This window comes from Oceanicaulis sp. MMSF_3324 (genome assembly GCF_030733545.1).
Taxonomy (GTDB): Bacteria; Pseudomonadota; Alphaproteobacteria; order Caulobacterales; family Maricaulaceae; genus Oceanicaulis.
Window position 1 is genome coordinate 424,489 of the sequence record NZ_JASHIU010000001.1, and the last position, 24,369, is coordinate 448,857.

Annotated in this window: 25 protein-coding genes; 13 read left to right on the plus strand and 12 right to left on the minus strand. The window is 63.4% G+C overall.

From position 1 onward, the window contains the following. Positions 1-94: 94 nt before the first annotated feature. Together RBA95_RS02080 and RBA95_RS02085 are read right to left on the minus strand one after the other, a co-directional pair. Positions 95-442 carry a hypothetical protein gene (locus RBA95_RS02080; RefSeq protein WP_306015136.1) on the minus strand — a complete coding sequence of 116 codons (348 nt, stop codon included), beginning with the start codon at positions 440-442 and terminating at the stop codon, positions 95-97. Further along, positions 439-804, minus strand: a complete 366-nt coding sequence (locus RBA95_RS02085) for a hypothetical protein (protein WP_306015137.1) — start codon at positions 802-804, stop codon at positions 439-441. Before RBA95_RS02085 ends, RBA95_RS02080 begins: the two co-directional genes overlap by 4 nt. A 232-nt stretch (positions 805-1,036) precedes the next feature. Between RBA95_RS02085 and RBA95_RS02090 the strand changes: the two genes are divergently transcribed. Then, positions 1,037-4,471, plus strand: a complete 3,435-nt coding sequence (locus RBA95_RS02090; protein ID WP_306015138.1) for an autotransporter domain-containing protein — start codon at positions 1,037-1,039, stop codon at positions 4,469-4,471. A gap of 54 nt (positions 4,472-4,525) precedes the next feature. Here the strand turns inward: RBA95_RS02090 and arsB are convergent, their stop codons facing one another. Further along, positions 4,526-5,611, minus strand: a complete 1,086-nt coding sequence (arsB, locus tag RBA95_RS02095; protein ID WP_306015139.1) for an ACR3 family arsenite efflux transporter — start codon at positions 5,609-5,611, stop codon at positions 4,526-4,528. Next, positions 5,608-6,090, minus strand: a complete 483-nt coding sequence (locus tag RBA95_RS02100; protein ID WP_306015140.1) for an arsenate reductase ArsC — start codon at positions 6,088-6,090, stop codon at positions 5,608-5,610. The genes arsB and RBA95_RS02100 overlap by 4 nt, the downstream gene beginning before the upstream one ends. Positions 6,091-6,162: 72 nt before the next feature. Between RBA95_RS02100 and RBA95_RS02105 the strand changes: the two genes are divergently transcribed. The 4 genes from RBA95_RS02105 (at position 6,163) to RBA95_RS02120 (ending at position 9,328) form a co-directional block, all read left to right on the plus strand. Then, a complete protein-coding gene (locus RBA95_RS02105) occupies positions 6,163-6,522 on the plus strand; it encodes a helix-turn-helix transcriptional regulator (RefSeq protein ID WP_306015142.1) in 360 nt (119 codons plus the stop codon). A 14-nt stretch (positions 6,523-6,536) separates the two neighbouring features. Next, positions 6,537-7,373, plus strand: coding sequence for a 1-acyl-sn-glycerol-3-phosphate acyltransferase (locus tag RBA95_RS02110; RefSeq protein ID WP_306015143.1), 837 nt, complete (start codon positions 6,537-6,539; stop codon positions 7,371-7,373). Positions 7,374-7,469: 96 nt separating this feature from the next. Beyond that, positions 7,470-8,594 carry a DUF2157 domain-containing protein gene (locus RBA95_RS02115; RefSeq protein ID WP_306015145.1) on the plus strand — a complete coding sequence of 375 codons (1,125 nt, stop codon included), beginning with the start codon at positions 7,470-7,472 and terminating at the stop codon, positions 8,592-8,594. Beyond that, positions 8,591-9,328, plus strand: a complete 738-nt coding sequence (locus RBA95_RS02120) for a GDYXXLXY domain-containing protein (protein WP_306015147.1) — start codon at positions 8,591-8,593, stop codon at positions 9,326-9,328. Before RBA95_RS02115 ends, RBA95_RS02120 begins: the two co-directional genes overlap by 4 nt. Before the next feature lie 57 nt (positions 9,329-9,385). Here the strand turns inward: RBA95_RS02120 and RBA95_RS02125 are convergent, their stop codons facing one another. Genes RBA95_RS02125 through sdhC form a run of 4 tightly spaced genes read right to left on the minus strand, consistent with a single transcriptional unit; the run spans position 9,386 to position 12,800 of the window. After that, positions 9,386-10,171 carry a succinate dehydrogenase iron-sulfur subunit gene (locus RBA95_RS02125; protein WP_306015149.1) on the minus strand — a complete coding sequence of 262 codons (786 nt, stop codon included), beginning with the start codon at positions 10,169-10,171 and terminating at the stop codon, positions 9,386-9,388. 45 nt (positions 10,172-10,216) lie between these two features. Then, positions 10,217-12,004 carry a succinate dehydrogenase flavoprotein subunit gene (sdhA, locus tag RBA95_RS02130; RefSeq protein ID WP_306015150.1) on the minus strand — a complete coding sequence of 596 codons (1,788 nt, stop codon included), beginning with the start codon at positions 12,002-12,004 and terminating at the stop codon, positions 10,217-10,219. Between the two features lie 14 nt (positions 12,005-12,018). After that, on the minus strand, positions 12,019-12,396 hold the full coding sequence (gene sdhD, locus RBA95_RS02135; protein ID WP_306015151.1) for a succinate dehydrogenase, hydrophobic membrane anchor protein: 378 nt from the start codon (positions 12,394-12,396) through the stop codon (positions 12,019-12,021). Then, complete coding sequence (gene sdhC, locus RBA95_RS02140; protein WP_306015152.1) at positions 12,396-12,800, minus strand: succinate dehydrogenase, cytochrome b556 subunit; 405 nt, start codon at positions 12,798-12,800, stop codon at positions 12,396-12,398. The genes sdhD and sdhC overlap by 1 nt, the downstream gene beginning before the upstream one ends. A 190-nt stretch (positions 12,801-12,990) precedes the next feature. Between sdhC and RBA95_RS02145 the strand changes: the two genes are divergently transcribed. From RBA95_RS02145 to RBA95_RS02155, 3 genes are all read left to right on the plus strand, one after another. Then, positions 12,991-13,851 (plus strand): SDR family oxidoreductase, encoded by an 861-nt coding sequence (locus RBA95_RS02145; RefSeq protein ID WP_306015154.1) that lies wholly within the window; start codon positions 12,991-12,993, stop codon positions 13,849-13,851. Positions 13,852-13,931: 80 nt separating this feature from the next. Next, on the plus strand, positions 13,932-15,677 hold the full coding sequence (locus RBA95_RS02150; protein ID WP_306015155.1) for a DUF885 family protein: 1,746 nt from the start codon (positions 13,932-13,934) through the stop codon (positions 15,675-15,677). Between the two features lie 101 nt (positions 15,678-15,778). After that, the gene (locus tag RBA95_RS02155; protein WP_306015157.1) at positions 15,779-16,963 is read left to right on the plus strand and encodes a hypothetical protein; all 1,185 of its coding nucleotides are present in this window, start codon (positions 15,779-15,781) and stop codon (positions 16,961-16,963) included. Between the two features lie 5 nt (positions 16,964-16,968). Here the strand turns inward: RBA95_RS02155 and RBA95_RS02160 are convergent, their stop codons facing one another. The 3 genes from RBA95_RS02160 to acnA all read right to left on the minus strand — a co-directional run bounded on the left by RBA95_RS02160 (position 16,969) and on the right by acnA (position 20,613). Further along, on the minus strand, positions 16,969-17,253 hold the full coding sequence (locus RBA95_RS02160; protein WP_306015158.1) for a YrhK family protein: 285 nt from the start codon (positions 17,251-17,253) through the stop codon (positions 16,969-16,971). A gap of 105 nt (positions 17,254-17,358) precedes the next feature. Beyond that, on the minus strand, positions 17,359-17,793 hold the full coding sequence (locus RBA95_RS02165) for a hypothetical protein (protein WP_306015159.1): 435 nt from the start codon (positions 17,791-17,793) through the stop codon (positions 17,359-17,361). A 141-nt stretch (positions 17,794-17,934) separates the two neighbouring features. Continuing rightward, positions 17,935-20,613 (minus strand): aconitate hydratase AcnA, encoded by a 2,679-nt coding sequence (acnA, locus tag RBA95_RS02170; RefSeq protein ID WP_306015160.1) that lies wholly within the window; start codon positions 20,611-20,613, stop codon positions 17,935-17,937. A 294-nt stretch (positions 20,614-20,907) separates the two neighbouring features. On the opposite strand from acnA, the gene ccmA reads away from it, so the two are divergent. From ccmA to RBA95_RS02195, 5 genes are all read left to right on the plus strand, one after another. Beyond that, positions 20,908-21,537: a heme ABC exporter ATP-binding protein CcmA gene (gene ccmA / locus RBA95_RS02175; RefSeq protein WP_306015161.1), complete on the plus strand. Its 630-nt coding sequence runs from the start codon at positions 20,908-20,910 to the stop codon at positions 21,535-21,537. Further along, positions 21,534-22,202, plus strand: coding sequence for a heme exporter protein CcmB (locus RBA95_RS02180; protein WP_306015162.1), 669 nt, complete (start codon positions 21,534-21,536; stop codon positions 22,200-22,202). The genes ccmA and RBA95_RS02180 overlap by 4 nt, the downstream gene beginning before the upstream one ends. A 64-nt stretch (positions 22,203-22,266) precedes the next feature. After that, entirely contained in the window at positions 22,267-23,010 is a 744-nt protein-coding gene (locus tag RBA95_RS02185) for a heme ABC transporter permease (RefSeq protein ID WP_306015163.1), read from the plus strand. Then, the gene (gene ccmD, locus RBA95_RS02190; RefSeq protein WP_306015164.1) at positions 23,007-23,216 is read left to right on the plus strand and encodes a heme exporter protein CcmD; all 210 of its coding nucleotides are present in this window, start codon (positions 23,007-23,009) and stop codon (positions 23,214-23,216) included. Before RBA95_RS02185 ends, ccmD begins: the two co-directional genes overlap by 4 nt. After that, entirely contained in the window at positions 23,213-23,770 is a 558-nt protein-coding gene (locus RBA95_RS02195) for a DsbE family thiol:disulfide interchange protein (protein ID WP_306015165.1), read from the plus strand. The genes ccmD and RBA95_RS02195 overlap by 4 nt, the downstream gene beginning before the upstream one ends. Before the next feature lie 12 nt (positions 23,771-23,782). Here RBA95_RS02195 and RBA95_RS02200 read toward each other — a convergent pair whose 3' ends face one another. Further along, a complete protein-coding gene (locus tag RBA95_RS02200) occupies positions 23,783-24,343 on the minus strand; it encodes a MarR family winged helix-turn-helix transcriptional regulator (RefSeq protein ID WP_306015166.1) in 561 nt (186 codons plus the stop codon). Positions 24,344-24,369 lie beyond the last annotated feature (26 nt).

A 24,369-nucleotide genomic window follows, 5' to 3' on the forward strand; every position in this document is an offset into this window, starting at 1 on the left:
GCCGGTCTGTGATGGGCGCCGGCTCGTGTGACTGGAGCAGGGTTTAACGCCCGGCGAGGCGGGTTGTCGAGCGCTGAGCCGCGTTTGTCAGCGCCTAGCGGCGGGAGAGCGTGGCGGGCAGCCCCTCGCCGATCTCGCCTTGCCAGCCGTCATCGGTCAGAACACCGGTAAACAGCGCGGCGCCGCTGGGGTCGAACAGGCTCAGAGTCCGGTCCGCATCACGATAGCTCCAGAAGCTCGTCGTTGAGGCGTTCGCCGGGCATTGCGGCATGGCTGTGGCGAAGCCGGAGGCGTCGCGTTGGTCGAGATTGGTTTCGGGCAGTGGCGCGGCCGTGGCGTCGAGCAGGAGCTCGCAGCTCTGACTGGGTGTTGAAAGCGTGTAGACGCCGCCCTCGGGCGGGGCGATGGCGCTGAGAGCCAGCGCGAGAACAGGCGTGATCATGGTCCGGTTTCCCTTCCAGGTTGCACCCATCCCCCATGGGTTCCCTCTTCCGCCCAGTATAAACGGACCCGGCGGCCCTCGCCATCCGCGCCTGCAATCGCGGTGGGCTGGATCGCGAAGGCGCGCCACAGAGCTCGCCCCGCGCCATCGCGGATAACAAACAGGCTGGTGCGGTCATCCGGCCGGCGCCAGTCATGCGCGGCGCCCCAGGGGGCGGTGCAGTCACGGGGGATGACAGGGCCTGTATTCAGGCGCGAGGCGTCGGCTTCCAGTCGAAGCGTGCAACCGCTATCCCCGATCCTCCACTCGCCAAGGAGCCAGTCCGGCGCCAATCCGGCATCCGAGAGCGGCAGGCGCGGCATGACCCGGTTGTCGGGTGGGGCGGTTGCAAAAGTCTGACTCGATGACGGGGGCGTCGACAGGCAGCCGCCAAGCAGGCTGATGAAAGTGATAAAAATACAACGCGCGATCATGGAATACGCCTCTCGCGTGTGCGGCCGTGAGAACAAGTCTTTCCTGACCCGATGGTAACGTTAGCTTGTCACCCACAGATGGGCGATCAAATCGTCGTGACCATACAATCGGGGAAACAACATGAAATCGATCAGAACTTCGCTTCTGGCGGCGACGTCATCCGTGATGCTCGCCATGGCTCTGGCGCCGTCCGCGGACGCAATTCCTTTCCGCGATGATGTCGGGGATGAAGGCGCGCAGGAATTCGCCCAAGGCTGGGACGGCGTCATCCAGATCTATCTGTGGAACCGCAACACCGGCGGCATCAGCTTCAACTGCACCGGTTCGATGATCAATCCGCGTACGGTGATCTCGGCCGCGCACTGTTTCGACGCCAACCCCGAAGAGGTCTACGCCAACGGTCCGGGCTCGCTGACCCCGATCATTGCGTATGGGCCCGACACGTTCGTGCCGCTGTTCAACTGGATCAATACGGACCGGCAATTTATCGATGACCTGAACGGGCTGACCTTCGGCGTCGATCTCATGATGCACCCCGACAGCCCGGTGAATGGCGAGACCACCTTCCCGGCGGCGGACGTGGCGATGATCGCCCTGGCCAACCCGCTCTATCACCTGCCGACCTATGGCATGCTGTTCAGCCCCATTCCCGAAGATGTTTTCAATGAAGGGGTTCTGGTCAACCAGATCGGTTACGGCACCTTCCATCCGGGCTCTGACACGTCCGCAGGCAACATCAATGGCCGCCGCCGCGCGGGTGAGAACATGCTCGGCCTGATGGCGTCCCAGAGCGATTTCTTCCAGGCGCTGGCCGGTGAAGGCGCGGGCTCCCCGGTTCCGAGCAACAACCAGCTTCTGTATTGGACCGATTTCGACCTGCCCGGTCGCACCGGGACCTGCGCCCGGGCCAATCTCGGCCCGACAGCGGAGGACAGCATTGTCTGTGATGACAATGTCCCCGGGGATGGCGTGCGCCTGGACGGGGACACGGTGATCCTGCCTGGCCCCTCCATCGATTACTTCCCCGGCGATGCGCTGCCGAATGAAGTCGCCACGGGCGGCGGTGATTCCGGCGGCCCGCTCATGGCCATGAATCTCTTCAACAACCCGCTGTTGCTAGGTGTGCTGTCTGGCGGTTTCGTGGACGGGTTCTTCCACAGCTCCGGTCAGAGCTATGGCGAGGTGAGTTATTACAATCCGCTGTTCACCTACCATCAGTGGATCAGTGAGAATAACCCTTACAAGTATGTGAGCGCGATGGCGGGCGATGGTCTGTGGTCTGATGGCGATCACTGGATCCAGGGCCTCGACCCGAACTATTTCGTCTACAATGAAGACGGCGAGATCGTGAACGGCCTGCCGGACGGCGATGAAGGCGGCCTGGGCCAACGTCGTCCGATTGCGGGCGATGTGTTTGACCGTCCTGTGACGGAAACGGACACCGGCGACGATCCGGCGGCTGCGGACGGCAATCTCATCAATTTCTCTGCTGACGACCTGGTCGCCATCCTGCCCGAAGGCCGCCTCAGCGCTGCGGAAGCGCTCGGCTTCAACGCGCCGGAAGCGTCTGAAACGCAGACCGTGTCAGGACTGATCCAGACGCTGACCGGGCCGGGCTATACCGGCTTTGTGCCCAGCAACTATTACGGCCGTCGCAACGCCCCGGCTTTTGAAGACTCGGCTCAGTTCTTTGACGTCACCCTGGCCGCAGCGGGCACGACGACTTTTGATCTCGACTTCGCCGAGATCGACAATCTGACCCTGGCGGGCGGCGATGCGCGTCTCGTGATCAACGAAGACACCAATCTCACCAGCCTGATCGGCGTCAATGTCATCGCCGGCGAGCTGGAAGTGAATGGCGGCCTGCTGACGCGCGAGCTGATGCTCTGGACGGGCATGCTGAGCGGTTCAGGCATTGTTTCTCTGTTTGATCTGAACGCCTTTGCCGGCAATGGCGAAATCCTTGACGGCGCTCTGTTCAATGTGGGCGGTGTGGTGACGGCAGGCGCCGTCGGTGAAACCGGCGCCCTGACGATCCAGGGGGATTACATTCAGTCCGCCGCCGGCGTTCTGGGCGTGGATTGGAGCGCGGACGGCGCAGACCTGCTGCAGGTCAATGGCGATGTCTCTCTGGACGGCATGATTGCGGTCAATCCGCTCGGCGGTTACGTGCCCGCTTACGGCGATACGCGCAACATCCTGAGCTTTTCGGGCGAGCGCGTCGGCGAATTTGCCGGCGATAACCTGCCCGGCGTTCTGTACCTGTCGTCCACTTATGGCGCGGGCTTTGTCAGCGTGACCGTTGAAGCCGAGGATTTCGGCGCCGTGACCGAATTCCAGAACCCGGCGCAGTCCGGCCTGGCGCAGTATCTCGATACCGCGCGTGCGTCATCCTATGATGATCTGGAGCCGCTTTATCGCGGTCTCGACCTGCAATCGGGCGCCCAGTTGGCGGCGTCCTTTGAGGCTCTGGCCCCACATGAGGCGTTCCAGTCGCGTCGGGCCAGCCGGGCGCACCTTGATACCTTCGGCGCGCAGATGCGGGACATTGCTCTGAGTCAGGACGTGTCCAGCGAGTCCGCCATGGGCGCGGCTGGGTTCACGGCGCGTCTGATGGACGCCGATATGCGGCCGGCCCTCAACGAGGCGAGCCTTGCGATTCAGGCTGAAGACAGCGCCTCGGGCCCTGTCATGAACGATGCAGGTCACGGTATCCGCATCTTCGCATCGGGGGGCCAGCTGGATGGTGAAGTCCAGACGACCAGCACCTCTCAGGGCGATCTTGAGGGTTATTTCGGCATTGTGGGCGCTGACATCCAGGCGCGTGACTGGCTGCGCCTTGGCGCGGCCCTGGGCTACGCCAGTTCCGAGGTGGAGAATCTCGGCTCGACGATTGGCTCTGTCACCTCCGAAGTCGATACGCTGCAAGTGTCCGCCTATGCGGTCGCAGAACGGGGACCGGTTCTGGGCATGGCGCGAGTGTCTTCCGCCTCCCACGACACCGAGAGCAGCCGCTACCTCACCCTGGGCGGTCAATCCCTGGGCGCCAAGGGCTCTCAGGACGCTGATACGCTGGAAGCGAGCCTCATGGGCGCGTACCGCGTCGATCCGCTTGAGGGATGGCTTCATCTGACGCCGATGGTCAGCATGACCTGGTCTGAAACCGAGTATGACGCCGGTCAGCAGTCCGGTTCGGCGGCGGCCGTCAATCTGTCGGAATCGATCAGCAATGAGCTGGTCGCACGGGCGGGCCTCAAACTCAGCACAAGTCTGGACTGGGGTTCGGCGCGGATTGAACCACAGGCCTATCTCGGCTTTGCCGGCGACCTTCTGGATGGGTCGGAAACGGTCTACGGCTCGTTCTCGAACGCGCCGGGCCTGTTCTCCATCGCGCCGGGCGTGAACGGCGATGATGAGTGGAGCGAGATCAGCGTGGGCGTCACCGCGCATCTGCCGAACAATCTCACGGTCGCCCTGAGCTATGAGGAGCTTCAGGACCGCGAGGACCTGGTCAGCACTCAGGCGCTCTCGATTGGCGCGCGCCTGCGCTTCTGATCCATATCGATCATGAGATGGAAGAGCCGCCCCGGTCTGTCCGAGGCGGCTTTTTCATGAGCGGGCGTCGGGGAACCAGCCGCGCGTCCGATTGGCGAAGGCGACCAGTGACAACATGACCGGCACTTCCACCAGCACCCCGACAACAGTGGCGAGCGCCGCGCCGGAATTCAGGCCGAACAGGGAGATTGCAACGGCCACCGCCAGCTCGAAAAAGTTCGAGGTGCCGATCAGGGCGCAGGGCGCCGCAATGTTGAAGGGGGTCCGCGCCAGCCAGGCCACGCCATAGGCGAGGGCGAAAATTCCGTAAGACTGGATCAGGAGGGGCACGCTGATCATGGCGATCACGACAGGCTGGCTCAGCAGCGTACGGCCCTGAAAGCCGAACAGGATCACAACGGTCGCAATCAGTCCCAGAATGGACAGGGGTTTGATGCGCGCCGTGAAGGCGTCCACGGCGGCTTCAGCCTCTGTGTGCGACTGGCCGCGCGTCAGCAGATGGCGGACAAGGGCGCCGGCGCACAAAGGCGCGATGACATAAAGCCCGACCGAAATCAGCAATGTGCTCCAGGGCACGCTGACTTCAGTCACGCCCAGCAAGACCGCCACGATCGGGGCGAAGGCGAACACCATGATCACATCATTGGCGGCCACCTGGACCAGGGTGTAATTGGCGTCTCCCCGTGTCAGCTGTGACCAGACGAAGACCATGGCGGTGCAGGGCGCTGCGCCCAGAATGATCAGCCCGGCGATATAGGCCTGGGCGTCCTGCGGCTGCAGGAAGGGGGCGAACACCCCTTCAAAGAACAGCACGGCCAGCCCGGCCATGGTGAAGGGTTTGATCAGCCAGTTCACCACCAGCGTGATGGCGAGGCCCTTGGGACGGGCGCCGATCTGGCGCAGGCTGCCCAGATCGATATTGACCATCATCGGAAAGACCATCAGCCAGATCAGGACGGCGACCGGCAGGTTCACCCGGGCGATCTCGAGGCTGGCCAGGGCGGCGAACACGCCCGGCGTCAGGGCGCCCAGCGCCGTGCCGACGAGAATGGCGCCGCCAACCCAGACCGAGAGCCATTTTTCAAAAAAACCGATACCGCCCGGAGCGGGGTTCGCATTATCTGGGTCCAAAACGCTCATTGGTCACTCTCGTGTGCGGATTTCAGGATGGCGAGGCGCTGGTCCGCAGGGGCGTTCACAATGCCTGCGTCCAGGCAGTATTGAACGCGGGCCTTGAGCGCCTGATATGTGGCTTCGAACGCCGCCTCCGCTTCAGGACCGGCCGGCAGTCCGGCCGGGTCGGGCAGGCCCCAATGGACGCGGACCGGCGCACCGGGCCAGATCGGACAGGGCTCGGAGGCGGCGGAATCGCACACCGTGATCACGACATCCATTTGCGGGGCGTCATCGGCTTCAAATTCGAGCCAGCTCTTTGATCGCAAATTCTGGACACTCAGGCCGTGATGTTTCAGGGTCGAGACCGCGTAGGGATTGGGCTCTCCAGCGGGTTTTGACCCAGCCGAATAGGCGGCCACATCGCCCTGGCTCAAAGAGGACCACAACGCTTCGGCAAGGATGGATCGCGCCGAGTTTCCGGTGCACAGCACAAGTAGATTCATTAGGCGCTCCGCTTGGTTGAATGCCATTCAGCCTTTATAATACGACGCTTGTATATTTCAGGATAAATTGAAATGAAAGACCCGAAATTGACACCGGAAGGGGCGGCGAACCAGTTCGGCGCATTGGCGCATGAGACCCGTCTGACTGTCTTCCGGGAGGTCATGAGCGCCGGGCCGCAGGGCGTTTCCGCAGGCGAGCTGGCCGATCAGGCTCAGGTGACGCCGAGCAACCTGTCCGCCCATCTCACCGTGCTTGTGAACGCGGGTCTTCTACATGTTCGCAAGGACGGGCGGCGGCGGTTCTATTCCGCAACGCTGCCGGCTGTCAGCAATCTGCTCAATTTCCTGATTGTAGAGTGCTGCGAGGGCAATCCTGAGATTTGCGATCTGGCTGTCTCGGACCTTAATGGCTTGCAGAAAGCCGCCTGCTAACCTGTTCTGGCGGCATGACCAGCCCTGACCTGACCCAAACCCATGTGGTGGACCAGCTCATTGAAGAGCGCGCGGTGCGTTTGTCCGCCAATCCCTGGCTCTGGCCCTGGGTGAAGCGCGTCTTCTATCCGCTTCTGGGCTACCGCCGCGCTCGTGAGATCGCCGATGCGCTGGCTGACAAGTCCGGGCGCGAAGCGATGAACTGGGCGCAGGACTTCCTGTCCATGACGACGAGGGATTCCGGGCTCGAGCATGTGCCCGAGACGGGCCCGTGCGTGATTACGGCCAATCATCCCGGCGGCATCGCGGATGGGATCGCGGTCTGGCAGGCGCTCAAGGCGCGTCGGCCGGACATGGTCTTCTTCGCGAACCGGGATGCGATCCGGGTCTGTGAAGGCCTGGCCGATGTGGTCATCCCTGTGGAATGGCGGGAGGGTCATCGCAATCGGGAAAAAACGCGCGACACCCTCAAGCGCGCCATCACCGCGTTTCAGGATGGGCGCTGCATCGTGGTGTTTCCCGCCGGGCGCATGTCGGCCTGGGATTGGCGCACGCTGAGCTTGCAGGATTCAGACTGGCAGCCGACCGCCATCAGCCTGGCGCGCAAGTTTCGCGCGCCGGTCGTCTCTCTGGGCGTGCGCCAGCGCATGTCGATGTGGTTCTATTCGCTGGGTCTCATCCATGAAGAACTGCGCCACATGACCGTGTTTCATGAGCTTCTGGCCAAGAAAGGCGCGCGCTATCGCCTGCTGTTTGGCGCACCGATGGATCCTCTGGAGCTTGCGGGGGATGAACAAACGGCCAGCGAGACGCTGCGGCTGTGCTCGCAGGGGCTGGCAAAACAGGCCTGAGACAGCGCAAACGCGGCTTGCGTGTTCCATGACGGAAATAAAAACCGTTCTCTTTCGCGAAGGCTCCTCTAGTCTCGGTCCTGAAGGGGAAGGCGCATGCGCACTGAGGCCTATTTGAAACGTCTGGCCGAGGATCTCGATCAATGGGTCCGCGATGGCCTTATTGATGCGACGACGGCGCACAAGCTGCGCGCGTATGCAGGCGCTCAGGCGCCCGAGCGCAGCTCTTCACCCATTCTGACAAGCCTGGCTGGGCTCGTCATCGGTCTGGGAGTCCTCACCATCATCGCGGCGAACTGGTCCGCCCTGACTGGCGTGATGCGGCTGGGCCTTGTGGGCGCTTTGATCAGCGCCGCCATGCTGTCCGCCGGCTATTTGCGCGATCGCGCACTGGATCTGCCCTCCAATATTCTCGCTGCGATCGCGGTCCTGCTCGCTGGCGGGGGCGTGATCGTCATTGGTCAGCTCTATCATTCCAGCGCCACAAACGCGGCCTTCCTGAGCCTGTGGACCGGGCTGGGTCTTTTGATCGCCTTGACCCAACGTTCGCCTCTGGCGGCGGCCGGAACCGGACTTCTGGCGCTGGCCTGGAGCCTGTTCCACTTTGGCGAAGCGGGAGAGCTCACGCGTCTGCCTGAACCGATTTGGGCGCTGGGCGCGCTGGCCTTGCTGGCCCTTCAGGGCGCGCGATGGCGGTCCTTGCTGGTTCTCAATATCATCAGTCTGGGGGTGATCGTCTGGCTCAGCTGGAATGTGACAGAGCTCTATATTGACGCGTTCAACTCGGGCCGAGACGGGCGGGTCGCCTACGCCCTGTTTGCGCTCTGGGGGGGAGTCGCCCTGGTCACCGAAGCGCTGGCCCGGTTGAGACCGGTCTTTGCGGTCAGGACCCTGGCAGGCTGGGCCAGCTGGACCGCCACGGCGTGCCTGCTGATGGGGCTTGCGACAGAGCGTGTCCTCAACAGCGGCTTCATGGCGGTCATCGCGATCGCGAGCCTGGCGATTTTTTCCGCGCTCACAGCTTATGGCGCGGCTCCGGGACGGCGTTGGTTCAGGGGCGCCGGGGTGGCCGGCTTCATCGGCGCGGCGATCATTCTCTTCACCTATTCCACCAACCTTGTCACCGCGGGGTTCACCCTGATTGTGTTCGGGGCCGCGCTGACCGCCTTGCTGCTGGTCACCCGACGCCGGCAGGCGCCGTCCGGGGAGCGCGCATCATGATCCGGATATCTTATCTGGCCCGCGCGGGGCTGGGACTCGCCGTCATTCTGGCGCTGCTGGGCTGGATGACGTTCAGCAATGAGCGGGCGCGGTCATCGGGCCATGAGGTGCTGCTTCAGACCTATCCGATAGATCCGCGCGATGTGTTCTTCGGTCATTACGCAGTTCTGAGTTATCGGGACTTCAACACCGGCGATGTCCGTCTCAGCTGGCCTGCGGAGCAGGGGCTTGAGGCCGGTGACTTTGTGTACTTCACCCTGACGACGTCCGGTCCTTTCCATCAGCCTGGTGAGTCCTTCGCCACGCTGGACGAGGCGGCGGCGCAAGGCGGACCGGTCTTGAAGGCTGAACTGTTCCCGGCTTTTGGCGAGTATGGGGACAGTCCGGAGCGGTTCTATGTGCGTTTTGTTCTGCCGCGTCAGTATTTTGCGGATCCGGAGACGGCGATGGCGATACAGGCCGACTTGCAGACCGTTCGGGATATGCAGCAGGAGCGGAGTGCGTGGGAACGGTGTTTGGATTTGCAGGAGTTCGAGCCTGAGGAATTTGAACGCGCCTCTGTCTGTGACGACTTCGATCCCGACAATGCCCCGACCACGGACATCCCCCAGTATGGCGCTATCCTGTCGGTCTCCGAGACCGGCGAAGCGGTCATCAAGGGGCTGTATTACGATGGCGAACGCGTCATCGACAGCCTGACCGGCCCCAGATTTGTGCGGGAGCGCACCGAGTAAGCAAAACGCCCCGGCCAGAGACCGGGGCGTTCTGCGTTCGACGGTTGATCGCAGGCGCTAGACCTGACGCTCGACCATCAGATCCTTGATCTTGCCAATGGCCTTGGCCGGGTTCAGGCCTTTCGGGCACACATTGGTGCAGTTCATGATGGTGTGGCAGCGATAGAGCTTGAAGGGGTCTTCAAGATCATCGAGACGCTCGCCCGTGGCTTCGTCGCGGCTGTCCGCGATCCAGCGATAGGCCTGCAGCAGCGCGGCCGGGCCGAGATACTTGTCAGAGTTCCACCAGTAGGACGGGCAGGCGGTTGAGCACGAGGCGCACAGAATGCACTCGTAAAGCCCGTCCAGCTCTTCGCGGTCTTCCTGGCTCTGCTTCCATTCCTTTTCCGGCTCGGGGGAGTCGGTTTGCAGGTACGGATTGATGGAGGCCAGCTGGGCGTAGAAGTTCGTCAGATCCGGAATGAGGTCGCGAACCACCGGCTGGTGCGGCAGCGGGGCGATGGTGATCGTCCCGTTATGCTCGTCGATGCCGTTGGTGCAGGCGATGGTGTTCCGGCCGCCGATATTCATGGCGCAGGAGCCGCAAATGCCTTCGCGGCAGGAGCGCCGGAACGCCAGCGTGGTGTCGATCTCGTTCTTGATGAAGAACAGCGCGTCCAGGATCATCGGACCGCACTTGGCGGTGTCGACATAATAGGTGTCCCAAGACGGGTTCTCGCCGGTTTCAGGGTCGTAGCGATAGACCTTGAAGGCGCGCAGATTCTTTTCGTCCGCACCTTCGGGCTTGGGCCACACCTTGCCCTTTTTGACCTGGGAGTTTTTCGGCAGCGTCAGTTGGACCATGGGGTCGTTCCCGCTTTCTTGTAGCCAGTGAGCGAGGGCGGGGTCTTAGTAGACCCGCGCCTTGGGCTCGATGTAACCAATGTCGTTGGACAGGGTGTATTCGTGGACCGGACGGTCATCGAGTTTGACCGCGCCGTCCTCGGTGAACCATGCCAGCGTGTGCTTCATCCAGTTCTCGTCATCACGATCGGGGAAATCCTCGCGTGCATGGGCGCCGCGGCTCTCCGGACGCGCCGCGGCGGAGTTCACCGTCACGGCCGCCTGGGCGATGAGGTTGTCGAACTCCAGCGCCTCGACGAGATCGGTGTTCCAGATCATGGAGCGGTCATTGACGCGAATATCGTCCGCATTCTTGTAGACCTCGGCGATGCGCTTGACGCCTTCGTCAAGGATCTCCTGGGTGCGGAACACGGCGCAGTTTTCCTGCATTGCGCGTTGCATATCCAGACGCAGGGTCGCGGTCTTGGTGCCGCCATCGGCGTGACGCATCTTGTCAAAGCGCGACAGGGTGTCGGCGCCGGCCTTTTCAGACAGCTCGGGCTGGTTGGCGCCCGCTTCCACGGTCTCGCCGCAGCGCAGACCCGCGGCCCGGCCGAACACCACAAGGTCGATCAGCGAGTTCGAGCCCAGACGGTTCGCGCCGTGCACGGACACGCAGGCCGCTTCGCCCACCGCCATCAGGCCGGGCACCACCTGGTCGGGATTGCCGCCGACCTTGGTCAGCACTTCGCCGTGATAGTTGGTGGGGATGCCGCCCATATTGTAGTGGACGGTCGGGATCACCGGGATCGGCTCCTTGGTCACGTCCACGCCCGCGAAGATTTTCGCGCTCTCCGAAATGCCCGGCAGACGCTGGGCCAGAATGGCGGGATCAAGGTGATCAAGGTGCAGGTGGATATGGTCGCCATGTTCGCCCACGCCACGGCCTTCACGGATCTCCATGGTCATGGAGCGTGACACCACATCGCGTGAGGCGAGGTCCTTGGCGTTCGGGGCGTAGCGCTCCATGAAGCGTTCGCCCTTGGAGTTGGTCAGATACCCGCCTTCGCCGCGCGCGCCCTCGGTGATCAGGCAGCCAGCGCCGTAAATGCCGGTCGGGTGGAACTGGACGAACTCCATGTCCTGCAGCGGCAGGCCCGCACGCAGGACCATGGCGTTGCCGTCACCCGTGCAAGTGTGCGCGGAGGTGGCGGAGAAGTAGGCGCGGCCATAGCCGCCGGTCGCCAGAATGGTTTTCTGGGCGCGGAAGCGGTGCAGCGTGCCGTCGTCGAGTTTCCAGGCGGTGACGCCACGGCAGACGCCGTCATCATCCATGATCAGGTCGAGCACGAAATACTCGATGAAGAACTCGGTCGCATTACGCAGGGACTGACCATACAGCGTGTGCAGGATGGCGTGGCCGGTGCGGTCGGCGGCGGCGCAGGTGCGCTGCACCGGGCCTTCGCCGAAATTGCGGGTCATGCCGCCAAAGGCGCGCTGATAGATCTTGCCGTCTTCGGTGCGTGAGAAGGGCACGCCCCAGTGCTCGAGCTCGTACACGGCTTTGGGCGCGTGGCGGCAGAGATATTCGATGGAGTCCTGGTCGCCCAGCCAGTCCGACCCCTTGACGGTGTCGTACATGTGCCAGCGCCAGTCATCCTCGCCCATATTCCCGAGCGACGCGGAAATCCCGCCCTGGGCGGCGACCGTGTGGGAGCGGGTGGGGAAAACCTTGGAGATGCAGGCCGTTTTCAGGCCTTCCTGAGCCGCGCCGAGGGCGGCGCGCAGACCCGATCCGCCTGCGCCGACCACGACGACGTCAAAGGTATGATCGATCCATTCATATGCGGACATTTATGAAGTCCTTCTCAGCTTGCGATCGCCAGCACGGCGTAAAGGGCGGCGACCCAGAGACCGGCTGCGATCAGCGTGTTCGCGCTCAGCAGCAGGGCTTTGGTCACAGGTTTGTGGATGTAGTCCTCGATGAGGACCTGAAGACCCAGACGCATGTGGTAGAATGTCGCAGTCAGCGTCAGAAGCATCAGGATCGCGCCGAACGGCGAGCCGACCCAGGCCCGCGCCGAGGCGTAATCGGCGGACGGCAGGCTGGCGATGGACCAGACAAACAGCGGGATCAGGACGACCAGCGCCAGGGCGGACACGCGCTGGGCGATGAAATGGCCCACGCCGGACTTGGCGGAGCCCAGACCGCGGGCGCGGGCGAGCGGGGTGCGGAAATCAGCCATTAGATGAGCCCTCCGGCCAGAACCCAGATCGCGACCGTCACCACGATCGAGGCGATGATGATGGCGATGGACCGAGTGTTGGAGCCTTTGGCGTCAAACCCCTTGCCGGCATCCCAGACCAGGTGGCGCACGCCGTTCAACAGGTGATAGATCAGCGACAGGGTGAAGCCGAACAGCACGATCTTCACGAGGATGCTGAGCGGGCCGCTCATCAGGGTTTCAAAGAAAGCGTAGGCGTCCGGGCCGGCGGCGAGCAGGACCAGCCACACCGTGACGAGAATGGCGCCGATATAATTCGCGGAGCCGGTCGCGCGGTGGAAGATCGAGGACGCCATCGTGGCGTGCCAGCGCCAGACTTGAAGATGCGGAGAAATCGGCCGGGCATCGACAGATTGTTTGGCCATGGAAGGGCCCCCACTTAATTAATTCAATAGCCCCGTAAGCTCGGAACACGGGCGTGACAATAATCCGCACCGGGGTAACGTCAACGCACACCAAAGTGTGGATTGCTGCTGTGTTTGCAAACGGTTCTCAGTTGCGCGATCGAGCGTGTCACTGGACTTGGCGGGACAGAGCGGCGTCTGGGGAGGAACAATGTCTGAAATGAAGAACGCCATGATCACCGGCGCCTCGACCGGGATCGGTCAGGCTAGTGCTAAGTATCTGGCGGACAAGGGTTGGCGAGTTTTCGCCGGCGTGCGCAAAACCGAAGATGCGGAACGGCTCAGCGCGGAACTGGGCGAGCGCGTCCGGCCGGTGCTCTGTGATGTGACGGATGCAGACATAATAAAATCAGCCGCTGAGCAGGTGCACAATGAATTGCAAGGCCAGAGCCTCGACGGCCTGGTGAACAATGCCGGAATCGCGGTCGCCGGTCCGCTCCTGCATCTGCCGCCAGAAGAGATGACGCGCCAGCTCGATGTGAATGTCACCGGTCAGATGCGCGTCACCCAGGCCTTCGCGCCGCTTCTGGGGGCCCGCAAGGGTTTCGCGGGAAGGCCGGGCCGGATCGTCAACATGTCCTCAGTGGCGGGGTTTCACGCCATGCCGATCCTGACGCCCTATGCCTGTTCGAAATTTGCGCTCGAAGCCTTCACTGAAGGCCTGCGCCGGGAAATGATGCTCTATGGGATTGATGTCGTGGCGATCAATCCGGGGCCGATCAAGACGCCGATCTGGGACAAGGCGCAGGAGCTGGACCCCGAGCAGTATGGCGAGACCGACTTCATCAAGGCCATCCACAGGCTCCTGAAATTCACCCTGAAGAGCGCCGAGAACGGCTTGCCGCCCGAGCGGGTCGCGCAAGCGGTCCATGCGGCGCTGACGGACAAGAAGCCCAGGCTCAACACGGTCGTCACACCCACGCCCATGCAGGGTCTCATATTGAAACTCCTGCCGACGCGCATGGCCGACCGGATGATCGCCAAACAGCTGGGACTGATGCCGTCAGCCTAGCGTTGAGCGCGCGATCAGGCTTGAACTGAACCGCATTGAGCGACAGTCTCTTCTCATCATAACGGGGAGAGACTTTGCTCATGCGTATTGCCTTGGCGTCCATCACTGCGCTGGCCCTGGCCGCGCCGGCCTTCGCCACGCCGGTCGAGGATTTCCGCGCGCTGATCGCGGACTATGAGGCGTTCACAGCCGAGCGCAATCTCAGCGCCCGGGCGCGCCAGGGTGATCTGGATGCCGCCGCTTCATGGCCGGATGTGAGCGTCGAGGCGATCGAAGGCTGGGATGCGGGCATGGCGGGCTTTGACGCCCGGATTGATGCGATTGATCCGGCCGACCTGCCCGCCGATGAGCAGGCCAATTACGCCGTGCTTGCCTATACGCTGGACAGCGCGGTCGCCGTGCCGTCCATGACCACGTCCATGGTCCCCTTCACCAATGATAGCGGGTTTCACACCACCGCCAGTTTCGCGGCTCTGACGACGCGGGTGCGCAGTGTGGAAGAGGCGGAAGCCTGGATCGAGAAACTGCATGCCCTGCCTGATTATTTCGCCCAGCAACAGGCTTGGCTGGAGCGAGGGGTAGAGACCGGTTTCACTCAGCCGCGCGCCATTCTGCAAGGGGTGGCCGATCAGATCGAAGCGCAGATCACGCCGGCTGAAGACAGCGAGTTCCTGACACCGATCCGCAATCTGCCTGAAACGATCCCGGCTGCCGAGCGGGAGCGCCTGATGACAGAGGCTGTCGAGGCTGTTGAAACGTCGGCCCTGCCAGCCCTGCGTGAGCTGCATGCCTTCTTCACCGACGTCTACATGCCCGCTGCCCGGGACACGCTGGGCGCGCGCGATCTGCCGGGCGGGGAAGACTTCTACCGGGCTCTGGTGCGTCAGCACACCACGCTCGATATGACGCCCGAGCAGGTGCATCAGCGCGGTCAGGCGGAAGTGGCGCGCATCCGCGCCGATATGGAAGCGATCATTGAAGAGACCGGGTTCGAGGGCAGCTTTGACGACTTCCTGGATTTTCTGCGGACCGACCCTCAGTTCTATGCCGAAAGCGAGCGCGAGCTGATGATGGCGGCGTCCTATTTCGCCAAGCAGGCGGATGACCAGATGCCCCGCTTTTTCCATCATCTGCCGCGGCTGAGCTATGGCGTGCGTCCGGTGCCGGCCGCTATCGCGCCCAATTACACCACGGCGCGCTATTGGCCGGGCGATGCCGAGCAGGGCATTGCGGGCGGCTATATGGTCAACACCTATCGGCTCGATCAGCGTCCGCTCTATGAGCTGCCTGCGCTGACGGTACATGAAGCCGTGCCCGGCCATCACCACCAGATCGCCATTGCCCAGGAACTGGAAAATGTGCCCGAATTCCGCACCCAGGGCTATATCACCGCCTTTGGCGAGGGCTGGGCGCTCTATACCGAATTCCTGGGCCAGGATATGGGCATCTATGAAACGCCCTATCAGCATTTCGGTCGCCTGACCTATGAGATGTGGCGGGCCTGCCGCCTCGTCGCGGATACCGGCATCCATTGGTATGGCTGGAGCCGGGAAGAAGCCGAAGCCTGCTTTCTTGAGAATTCCGCTCTCAGCCCGCTCAATATCACCAATGAAGTCAGCCGCTATATCAGCTGGCCCGGTCAGGCCCTGGCCTACAAGACCGGCGAACTGCTGATCCGCGAATTGCGCGCGGATGCCGAAGCGGAACTGGGTGAAAACTTCGACCTCGCCGCCTTCCACGATCATATCCTGGACGAGGGCGCCGTGCCGCTGGGCTATCTCGAAACCAAGATGCGTGCCTGGATCGACGAACAGGCGGCCGAATAACGGATGTGTCTGCCGGCCCGGGCGACACTGTCGCTCAAGCCAGCGCGTCTCGGTGATCGCATGATCCGCCTTCCCTCAGTCTTGGGTGAAGGCGGATCGGCATGCGACCTCCCTCCAAAGAGCCGCCTGACTTGCGCGAGCGCATCCGGGACGGCGTCATCGCCATCACAGATGAAGCGGAATACGCCGAGGCGATCGAGCTTGTGAACTCTGGGCTCGCCTTCGTCATTGATGTGGTCAAACCCTTCAAGCTGACCAAGACGGCGGGCTGGTTCCTGCGCTCGGCCTGGCTGACCTCCTCCAATGGCAGCTATATCGAGGATCAGGGCCTGTCGAGCGTCCAGGTCAAGGGGTTGAGCGTCACCCTCGCCCTGTCCTTGCGCGTGCTGGGACGGGGGTTGAACCAGATCTTTGAAGGTCGGCTGGCAGCCGAGCCGGGCGCCGAGCTGCCCACCGTTCTTCTGGTCCAGAAGGGTGGGCTGAGCGTACCTGCAGGGACCGATTTCATGCTTAGCCAGGGCCTCGACGCCACGCCCAGGGGCTGGCTCCTGGTGGGCGGCGTGTTGCGGGTCGCCCAGCCCGTCGGAATGAGAGAGGCACGGGTGGTGTTCAGCCCTGAGGACGGCTGGCCCTGCGCCATTCATCAGGCGGTGATCGCCGAACAGGGCTCGGTCCTGGCGCTGACGCCCGGGGCCCGTGTGTATGTGGAGCGCCTGACGCTCAAGGAGGCGAGCCGTCTGGAATGCATGGACGGCCGGGCGCGGCTCGACAGCGACGGCGCGATCGTTCTTGAATCAAGCCAGCCTGACAAACCTGCGCGCATGCGCGGCGTCGATGCGGACGCGGTGCATCTCAAATCGGGGGGCGTCTATGAGTGCCGGGGCCAGGGCGCCTGGGCGGACGCGCCCGCCCGCATCGAGGATCTGCATAATGAGGGCGGGGTGGTGGACCTTGAGGGCGATGCCCGGCTCATCTGTCAGCGCCTCGTGCAGACCGCCGGGGATATCCGGTTCGAGCTAAGCGATCCCCATGCCCCGCCGCCGCGACTGATCCTCGATGATCATGCCGAAATGCGCGGCGGGCGTCTGGTCGTGGTGGGGCCGGGGGTCATGTCCGATCCGCCGCGCGAGCGATGCTTTCTGCCGCTGGTCGAGAGCCGGCGCGACGCCCCGGTGCTGACGCGGCTGATCGAACACGCCTGGATCACCGGGTTCCCCGAGCGCGCGCTGGTGGGCTTTGATCTGGTCGACAACCGCACGCTGGGACTGGTGATTGCGCCCCGCTAGCGGATCTACACGCTTTCCTGTCGGGCCAGCTCATCAGTGTATCCGGCGCGGTAAAGGTGCACTTCTCTCCCCAGTCTGATGACCGGTTTGGCGGTGAAGAACAGGGACCCCGTCAGAAACAGCCAGACCGCCGCCGTCTGGGTATCGTCCCAGAAAAACAGGATGGAGCCGGTCAGGAAGGACAGGGCGGCCATCACATCGACCAGGGTGAAGCCAATCTCGTAGAGCGCATAGATCTTCTTGCCCTGTTCGGTATCAAGCCGGTTTCCGGGATTGAAGACATAGGTCATGGGCGCCTCCGGTTCTGAAACCCTCGGCCCTAACGAAAACCCCGATCACTTGGCTCCATGAAGCGCTGATATGCCTCCCGCGTCGGGTGCGGTTGGGCGAAGTCGCTAGGCGCCGGGTTCGTAAAATCGCTCCAGCGCCTCTTCGTTGAACGGTTTGCGCCCCAGCCAGGCCAGCGCTTCTTCCCGGGTGTCGAAAAACCGGACCCGCAGGCCCCTGTCGGTTTCAGGGAAGAAATGAGGCCAGTATTCGAGCAAGGCCTTGAGCGCCGGAGGCACATCGACAAAGGCGGAGCGAAGCTGACGCCCCGATGCGCGTTCATTCAGGGTGCGCTGGCGTTCAATGGCGTGGCCGACGATCGCATCATGATCAATCTCGACGCGGATATCAGGATCAAACAGGTTCAGGACATCGTAATCGGCTGGAAAGTCCGGATGCCTGAACAGGCGCATGGCGCGCGTGAGCTCATTCTGAGAGAGCTTCTCATGGCCACGAAAGACAACCAGTTTCTGGGCGTGATCAAGGCGGGTGGTGAAAGTCATAGGGGTATCGCCTTGGCGAGGTAATGGCCGGATTAAAAGTAAGGGAATAACCGACGCTGCGGCGAATGAAAGAGTCGCCCACGAAAAAACCCCGGCGGATGCGACCGCCGGGGTTTCTTGCGTGGTTTATGTCACAGCGTCTTACGCGGTGGCGCGCTGACGCAGGACATAGTGCAGGATGCCGCCATTGTTGACGTAATCGAGCTCGTTCTCGGTATCGATCCGGGCCAGAAGCTCGGTCGTCTTCTTCGAACCGTCCTCGAACGTGATCTCCAGGGTCACCTGGCCGCGCGGCTTCACGCCCTCAACGCCTTTCAGCGAGACGGTTTCCTTGCCGGTGATGCCCAGGCTGTCCCAGCTTTCGCCGTTCTGGAACTGCAGGGGCAGCACGCCCATGCCGATCAGGTTGGAGCGGTGAATGCGTTCGAAGCTTTCGCAGATCACGGCTTTGACGCCCAGAAGACGGGTACCCTTGGCGGCCCAGTCGCGCGACGAACCGGTGCCGTATTCCTTGCCGCCAAAGACGACCAGCGGGGTGTCCGCTTCGGCATACTTCATGGCGGCGTCATAGATCGCCATGTCCTCGCCGGACGGCTGCAGCTTGGTGACGCCGCCTTCCACGCCCGGAACCATCTGGTTCTTGATGCGGATATTGGCGAAGGTGCCGCGCATCATCACTTCGTGATTGCCGCGACGGGCGCCGTAGGAGTTGAACTCACGCGGCTCGACGCCTTTTTCCTGCAGGTACAGGCCCGCCGGGCTGTCCGCCTTGATCGAACCGGCCGGAGAGATGTGGTCGGTCGTGATCGAGTCGCCGAACAGGCCCAGGATGCGCGCGCCGTCGATATCCTTGGGCGGGGTCACATCCGTGCTCATGCCGGTGAAGAAGGGCGGGTTGGCCACATAGGTGGATTCCGGCCAGTCATAGGTCAGGCCGCCGGAGGTCTCGATGCCCTGCCACATGGCGTCGCCCTTGAAGACGTCGGCATAGCGCTTGGCGAACATTTCCGGCGTCACTGCGGACCGGACCGCTTCGGCGATCTCGGCGGAGCTCGGCCAGATGTCCTTGAGGTAGACCGGGTTGCCGTCGGCGTCTTCGCCAATCGGGTCCTCGGCCACATTGATGTTCATGGTGCCGGCGATGGCGTAGGCGACCACGAGCGGCGGGCTGGCGAGATAGTTGGCGCGCACATCGGGGCTCACGCGGCCTTCGAAGTTGCGGTTGCCCGACAGCACCGAGGTGGCGACCAGGTCACCGTCCTTGATGGCCTTGGAGATCGGCGCCGGCAGCGGGCCGGAGTTGCCGATACAGGTGGTGCAGCCATAGCCCACAAGGTTGAAGCCCAGCGCGTCCAGATCATCCTGCAGACCGGCTTTTTCCAGATAGTCGGTCACGACCTGAGAGCCCGGCGCGAGGGAGGTTTTCACCCACGGCTTGACCTTCATGCCCTTCTTGAGCGCGTTGCGCGCCACAAGACCGGCGCCCAGCATCACGGACGGGTTGGAGGTGTTGGTGCACGAGGTGATCGCAGCGATCACCACATCGCCATGGCCGATGGAGAAGTCCTCGCCATCCACGTCCACGCGCTTGCCGGCTTCCTCGGCCTTCTTGAATTCGTCCTTGAGGACATTGGCGAAAGCGTCGGCGGCGGTGTTGAGCGCCACGCGGTCCTGCGGGCGCTTCGGGCCGGCGAGAGACGGCACGACGGTGGACAGGTCCAGTTCCAGCGTGTCGGTGTAGACCGGGTCGTCCTTGCGCTCGGGGCGGAACATGCCCTGGGCCTTGGAGTATTCCTCGACCAGCTGCACCCGGCCTTCTTCACGGCCGGTGGCGCGCAGATAGTCCAGCGCCTCGTTGTCGACCGGGAAGAAGCCGCAGGTCGCGCCGTATTCGGGCGCCATGTTGGCGATGGTCGCCGCGTCTTCCAGCGACAGATTGTCGATGCCGGCGCCGAAGAATTCGACGAACTTGCCGACCACGCCTTTTTTACGGAGCATTTCCACGACGGTCAGCACGAGGTCGGTAGCGGTTGCGCCTTCGGGCAGCTTGCCGGTCAGCTTGAAGCCGACGACTTCGGGGATCAGCATGGAGACCGGCTGGCCCAGCATGGCCGCTTCGGCTTCGATGCCGCCCACGCCCCAGCCCAGAACGGCGAGGCCGTTGACCATGGTGGTGTGGGAGTCGGTGCCCACGAGGGTGTCCGGATAGGCGTAGGTGACGCCGTCTTCATCCTTGGTCCACACGGTCTGGGCCAGGTTCTCAAGGTTTACCTGGTGGCAGATGCCGGTGCCCGGCGGAACAACGCGGAAATTGTCAAAGGCGCTGGAGCCCCATTTAAGGAATTTGTAGCGCTCGCCATTGCGCTCGTATTCGCGCTCGACGTTCTTCTCGAAGCTGTCGCCCTTGCCGAAATAGTCCACCATCACCGAGTGGTCGATGACCAGGTCAACGGGAACCAGCGGGTTGACCGATTTCGGATCGCCGCCCAGCGAGGTGGTGGCGTCGCGCATGGCCGCGAGGTCCACCACGGCGGGAACGCCGGTGAAGTCCTGCATCAGCACGCGCGCCGGACGATAGGCGATCTCGTGATCGGATTTGCCGGTCTTGGTCCAGGCGGCGACGGCTTCAATGTCTTCTTTGGTGACGGTGCGGCCGTCTTCAAAGCGCAGAAGGTTCTCGAGAAGAACTTTCAGCGTGTAGGGCAGCTTGGAGACGCCATCGAGGCCGTTCTGTTCCGCCTCTTTCAGATCGAAATAGGTGTAGGTCTTACCTGCGACCGTCATTTCGCGACGGCACTTGAAGCTGTCCAATGAAGCCATGTTTGGTCCTCGTTGTCGGGCCGGACCGCCGCAATGAGAGGGTGCGGGCGGGACCGGGCGGAGTGTCGTGCGCGATCACACGACGGAAAGGTTTCGCGCGGGTTTTAATACTGTCTGCGCTGCACCGCAATGCAGCCGAAGGCCGTAGACGCGGCAAACGCATTTATCGCAACGCATTCGCAGGTCCTGCAGTTGCCGATTTTCACGCCAATCCCTGACCTGCCCGCCCTGACCTAGGCCGCTGCGACACTTCTGCCTTGGACCCGCGCACCAAGTGCGGCTAAGTCTGCGCTCATGAGCACCGCCGCCTTTTCGCCCTCCCCCATTTCGGTTTCCGGCCTGCGCCTTGAGCGCGGGGGGAAGACTTTGCTGACCGGGTTCTCGCTGGATGTGCAGCCGGGCGAGGCGCTGGTTCTGCTGGGGCCCAACGGGTCAGGCAAGACCACGCTTTTGCGTGCAATGGGCGGTCTGGTGCGGCCTGCAGAGGGTGAGATTTCACTCGATCCGCAATCGGTCGCCTTTCTGGGCCATGCCGATGCGCTCAAAGCCTCTGAAACTGTCGAGCAATCGCTGCGGTTCTGGGCCGGGCTTTATGGCGGCGATGTCACGACGCTGGATCCTGTCATGGTCGATATGGCGCTGGCGCATCTGGCGCGACGGACCTGCGGCACGCTTTCAGCGGGGCAGAAACGACGCACGGCGCTGGCGCGGATCGCCCTTTCAAACCGCCCGGTCTGGCTTCTGGATGAGCCTGCCGCTCCGCTCGACGCCCGCTCGCGGGCGCGTCTGGCGTCACTGGTTCGGCAACATTGTGAGGCCGGCGGCATCGTGATCGCGGCCACCCATGTGGATCTGGGCTGGGCGGGCGCGCGGGTCGAGGATTTGCGTCCGGCGCCCACCAGAACCGCGGCAGGTGTCGGATGAGCGCGTTGGGAGCGATCTTCACCCGCGAACTGCGCCTGGCGTTTGCAGGCGGTGGCGGTCCGGCGGGGCCGGCGGCGTTCAATCTGGCGGCGCTCGCGCTGGCGCCGCTCGCAATCGGTCCGGATGCTGAAACCTTGCAAGCGGCGGGGCCGGGCGTCATCGCCTTCGCCGCGCTCCTGGCGACACTTCAGCCGGCCGAGCGGATTTTCAGCGAAGACGCCAGCGATGGGACGCTGGAACTCTATGCGCTCTCCCCTGTGGGATTGGCGCTATCGGTGTTCATGAAGACCCTGGCCTTCATTCTGGCGGTGTTCTGGACGACGCCCCTGCTCGCCTTTGTGGGCGGGCTGGCTTACGGCATGGATGTCACTTCAGCTTTCGTGCTGGCGCTGGGTCTGGGTTTCGCCGCGCCGGGGCTCGCCTTTATCGCCGCCTTTGCGGGCGCGCTGGCGGCGGGGCTCAAACGGGCCGGGCTGTTGATCGCGCTGATTGCGGCCCCCTTGCAGGTGCCGCTTCTGGTGTTTGCGGCGGGCGCGGGCCGGGCGGCGATGGATGGCACCGGGCTTGAGGGCCCCAATCTGATGATGGCGCTGGCCGGATCGCTGGCGGCGCTGGCGCTGGCGCCCTTTGGCGCCGCCGCTGCGCTCAAGGCGCGACTTGAATAGGGTTCATGCGGCTCAGCGCCGCATCGGCTTGCCCGTTTGCGCAGGCCCGGCTAGGTGATCTGTCATGTGGAGCTATTTCGCCAATCCCGAACGGTTCGACCGCCTTGCGCGCGCCCTCCTGCCCTGGTGCTGGGGCGTGGCGGCGGCGCTGTTCGCCATTGGTCTGCCCTGGGCGTTGTATTTCTCGCCGGGCGACTATCAGCAGTCCGACACGGTGCGCATCATGTATGTGCACGTTCCAGCGGCCTGGCTGGCCATGTTCGCCTATGCGGGGCTGGGCGGCGCCAGCTTCGTCTACTTCATCTGGCGGCATAATCTGGCTGATCTGGCGGCGCGCGCCATTGCGCCGGCGGGGGCAGTGTTCGCCTTCATCTGTCTGGCGACCGGCGCGCTCTGGGGCCGGCCCATGTGGGGCGCCTGGTGGGTGTGGGATGCGCGCCTGACCTCGATGCTGGTGCTGTTCCTGCTCTATCTGGGTTACATGGCGCTGCGGGGCGCGATCGAGGATGAGAAGCTGTCCGCCCGCGCGGGCGCCATCCTCGCCATGGCCGGATTGATCAACCTGCCCATCATCAAGTTCTCGGTGGACTGGTGGAATACCTTGCATCAGGGCGCGAGCGTGTTCCGATTCGATGGCCCGACGATTGATCCCTCCCAGCTCTGGCCGCTGGCGATCATGGCGTTGGGCTTTACGGTGCTCTATCTGGCCTTCGTGCTGACCCAGATGCGCGCAATGATCATGGAGCGCCGGGCCGAGGCGCTGGAACGCCGCCGCGAGCGGCGCCTGGAACTGGAGGCGGAGCTGTGAGCGCGCTTGCCGATTTTCTCTCCATGGACGGCTATGCCGTCTATGTCTGGGTGTCTTACGGGCTGAGCCTTTTGGGCAGCGCCGGTCTCGTGATCCTGGCGGTGAACCGTCGCCGCGCGGCCAGCGCGCGTCTGGCCCGGCTTGAAGCACAGGAAGCGGCCCTGAAGCCGGGCGCTGTCCTGAACGCCGACGAGGATGCGGCATGAAAAACATCATGACCTGGTTCCCGGTGATGGCGGTGGGCCTGCTCCTCGCCATTTTCGCCATCGCCCTGCTGCGCCCGAGCGAGGGCGGCGGCGATCCGATCATCGGTCAGCGGGTCAGTGATCTGGACCTGCCGCTGGAGGCTGTGAGCTTCACCGAGTCCGGCTTTGATCCTGGAACGGTCGAAGGCCCCTATCTTCTGAACGTCTGGGCGTCCTGGTGCCCGCCCTGCCGGGTCGAGCATCCCTATCTCGATTACATGGCCGAGCAGGGCGTGCCGATCTATGGCATCGTCTACAAGGATGACGAAGCGGATACGGTGCAGTTTCTCAACCAGCTAGGCGACCCGTTTACAGGGCTCGCCGCTGATCCTGAGGGCCGCGCCGGCTTCGAGCTGGGCGTGACGGGCCCGCCGGAAACCTTTGTCGTGGATGGGGAGGGCGTGATCCGGGCGCGTTGGCGCGGCGCGGTGACCGATATTGTCTGGATACAGCGCATGGCCGGACCCTGGGCCGCCGCCGGCGGTCAGCCGGTCGACTGGAGCGCGGCGGAGTAAGCGCTGATCCACCTATTCGGCGGCGGCTTTCTTCTTTTTCTTCTTTTTCTTCTTGTCGCCGCCCTTGGCCTTCGCCTTGGCGGCTTTCGCGGCGAGCTTGGCCTTCTTGGCCTCTTCCTTCGCCGCTTCCGCGCCCAGTTCAGAGGCGCGGGCGATCCGGTTGAGCGCTTCGACGAAGCTGGCGCGCTTGTTCTTGGGCAGGGCGGTCAGAATGGCGTCGTCCGCCGCTTTTGCCCCGGCGATAACCGTGGCGTGCAGCTTGCGACCCTCTTCTGTGAAGCGCACTGCGTTGGCGCGGGCGTCGCCCGGCGCCTTTTCACGCACCAGCAAGCCTTTGGCCGCCATGCGCGAGACCAGCTCGGCGAGCGTCGAGCGGTCGATCCCGGTCGATTGCACCAACTGCGTCTGGGTCAGCCCTTCCTGATCGTGAACGGCGCAGAGCACGGCGAATTGTCGCTGGGTGATCTGAACCCCGCCGGTCGCGTCGGAAAACTGTTCCGCTGCGAATTGCTGGGCGCGGTGCAAGAGATGCCCCGGAGAACCATTGAGGTCGAAATCGAGTGCGTCAGCCATATTTCACCCTCCGGCGACGGAACAAA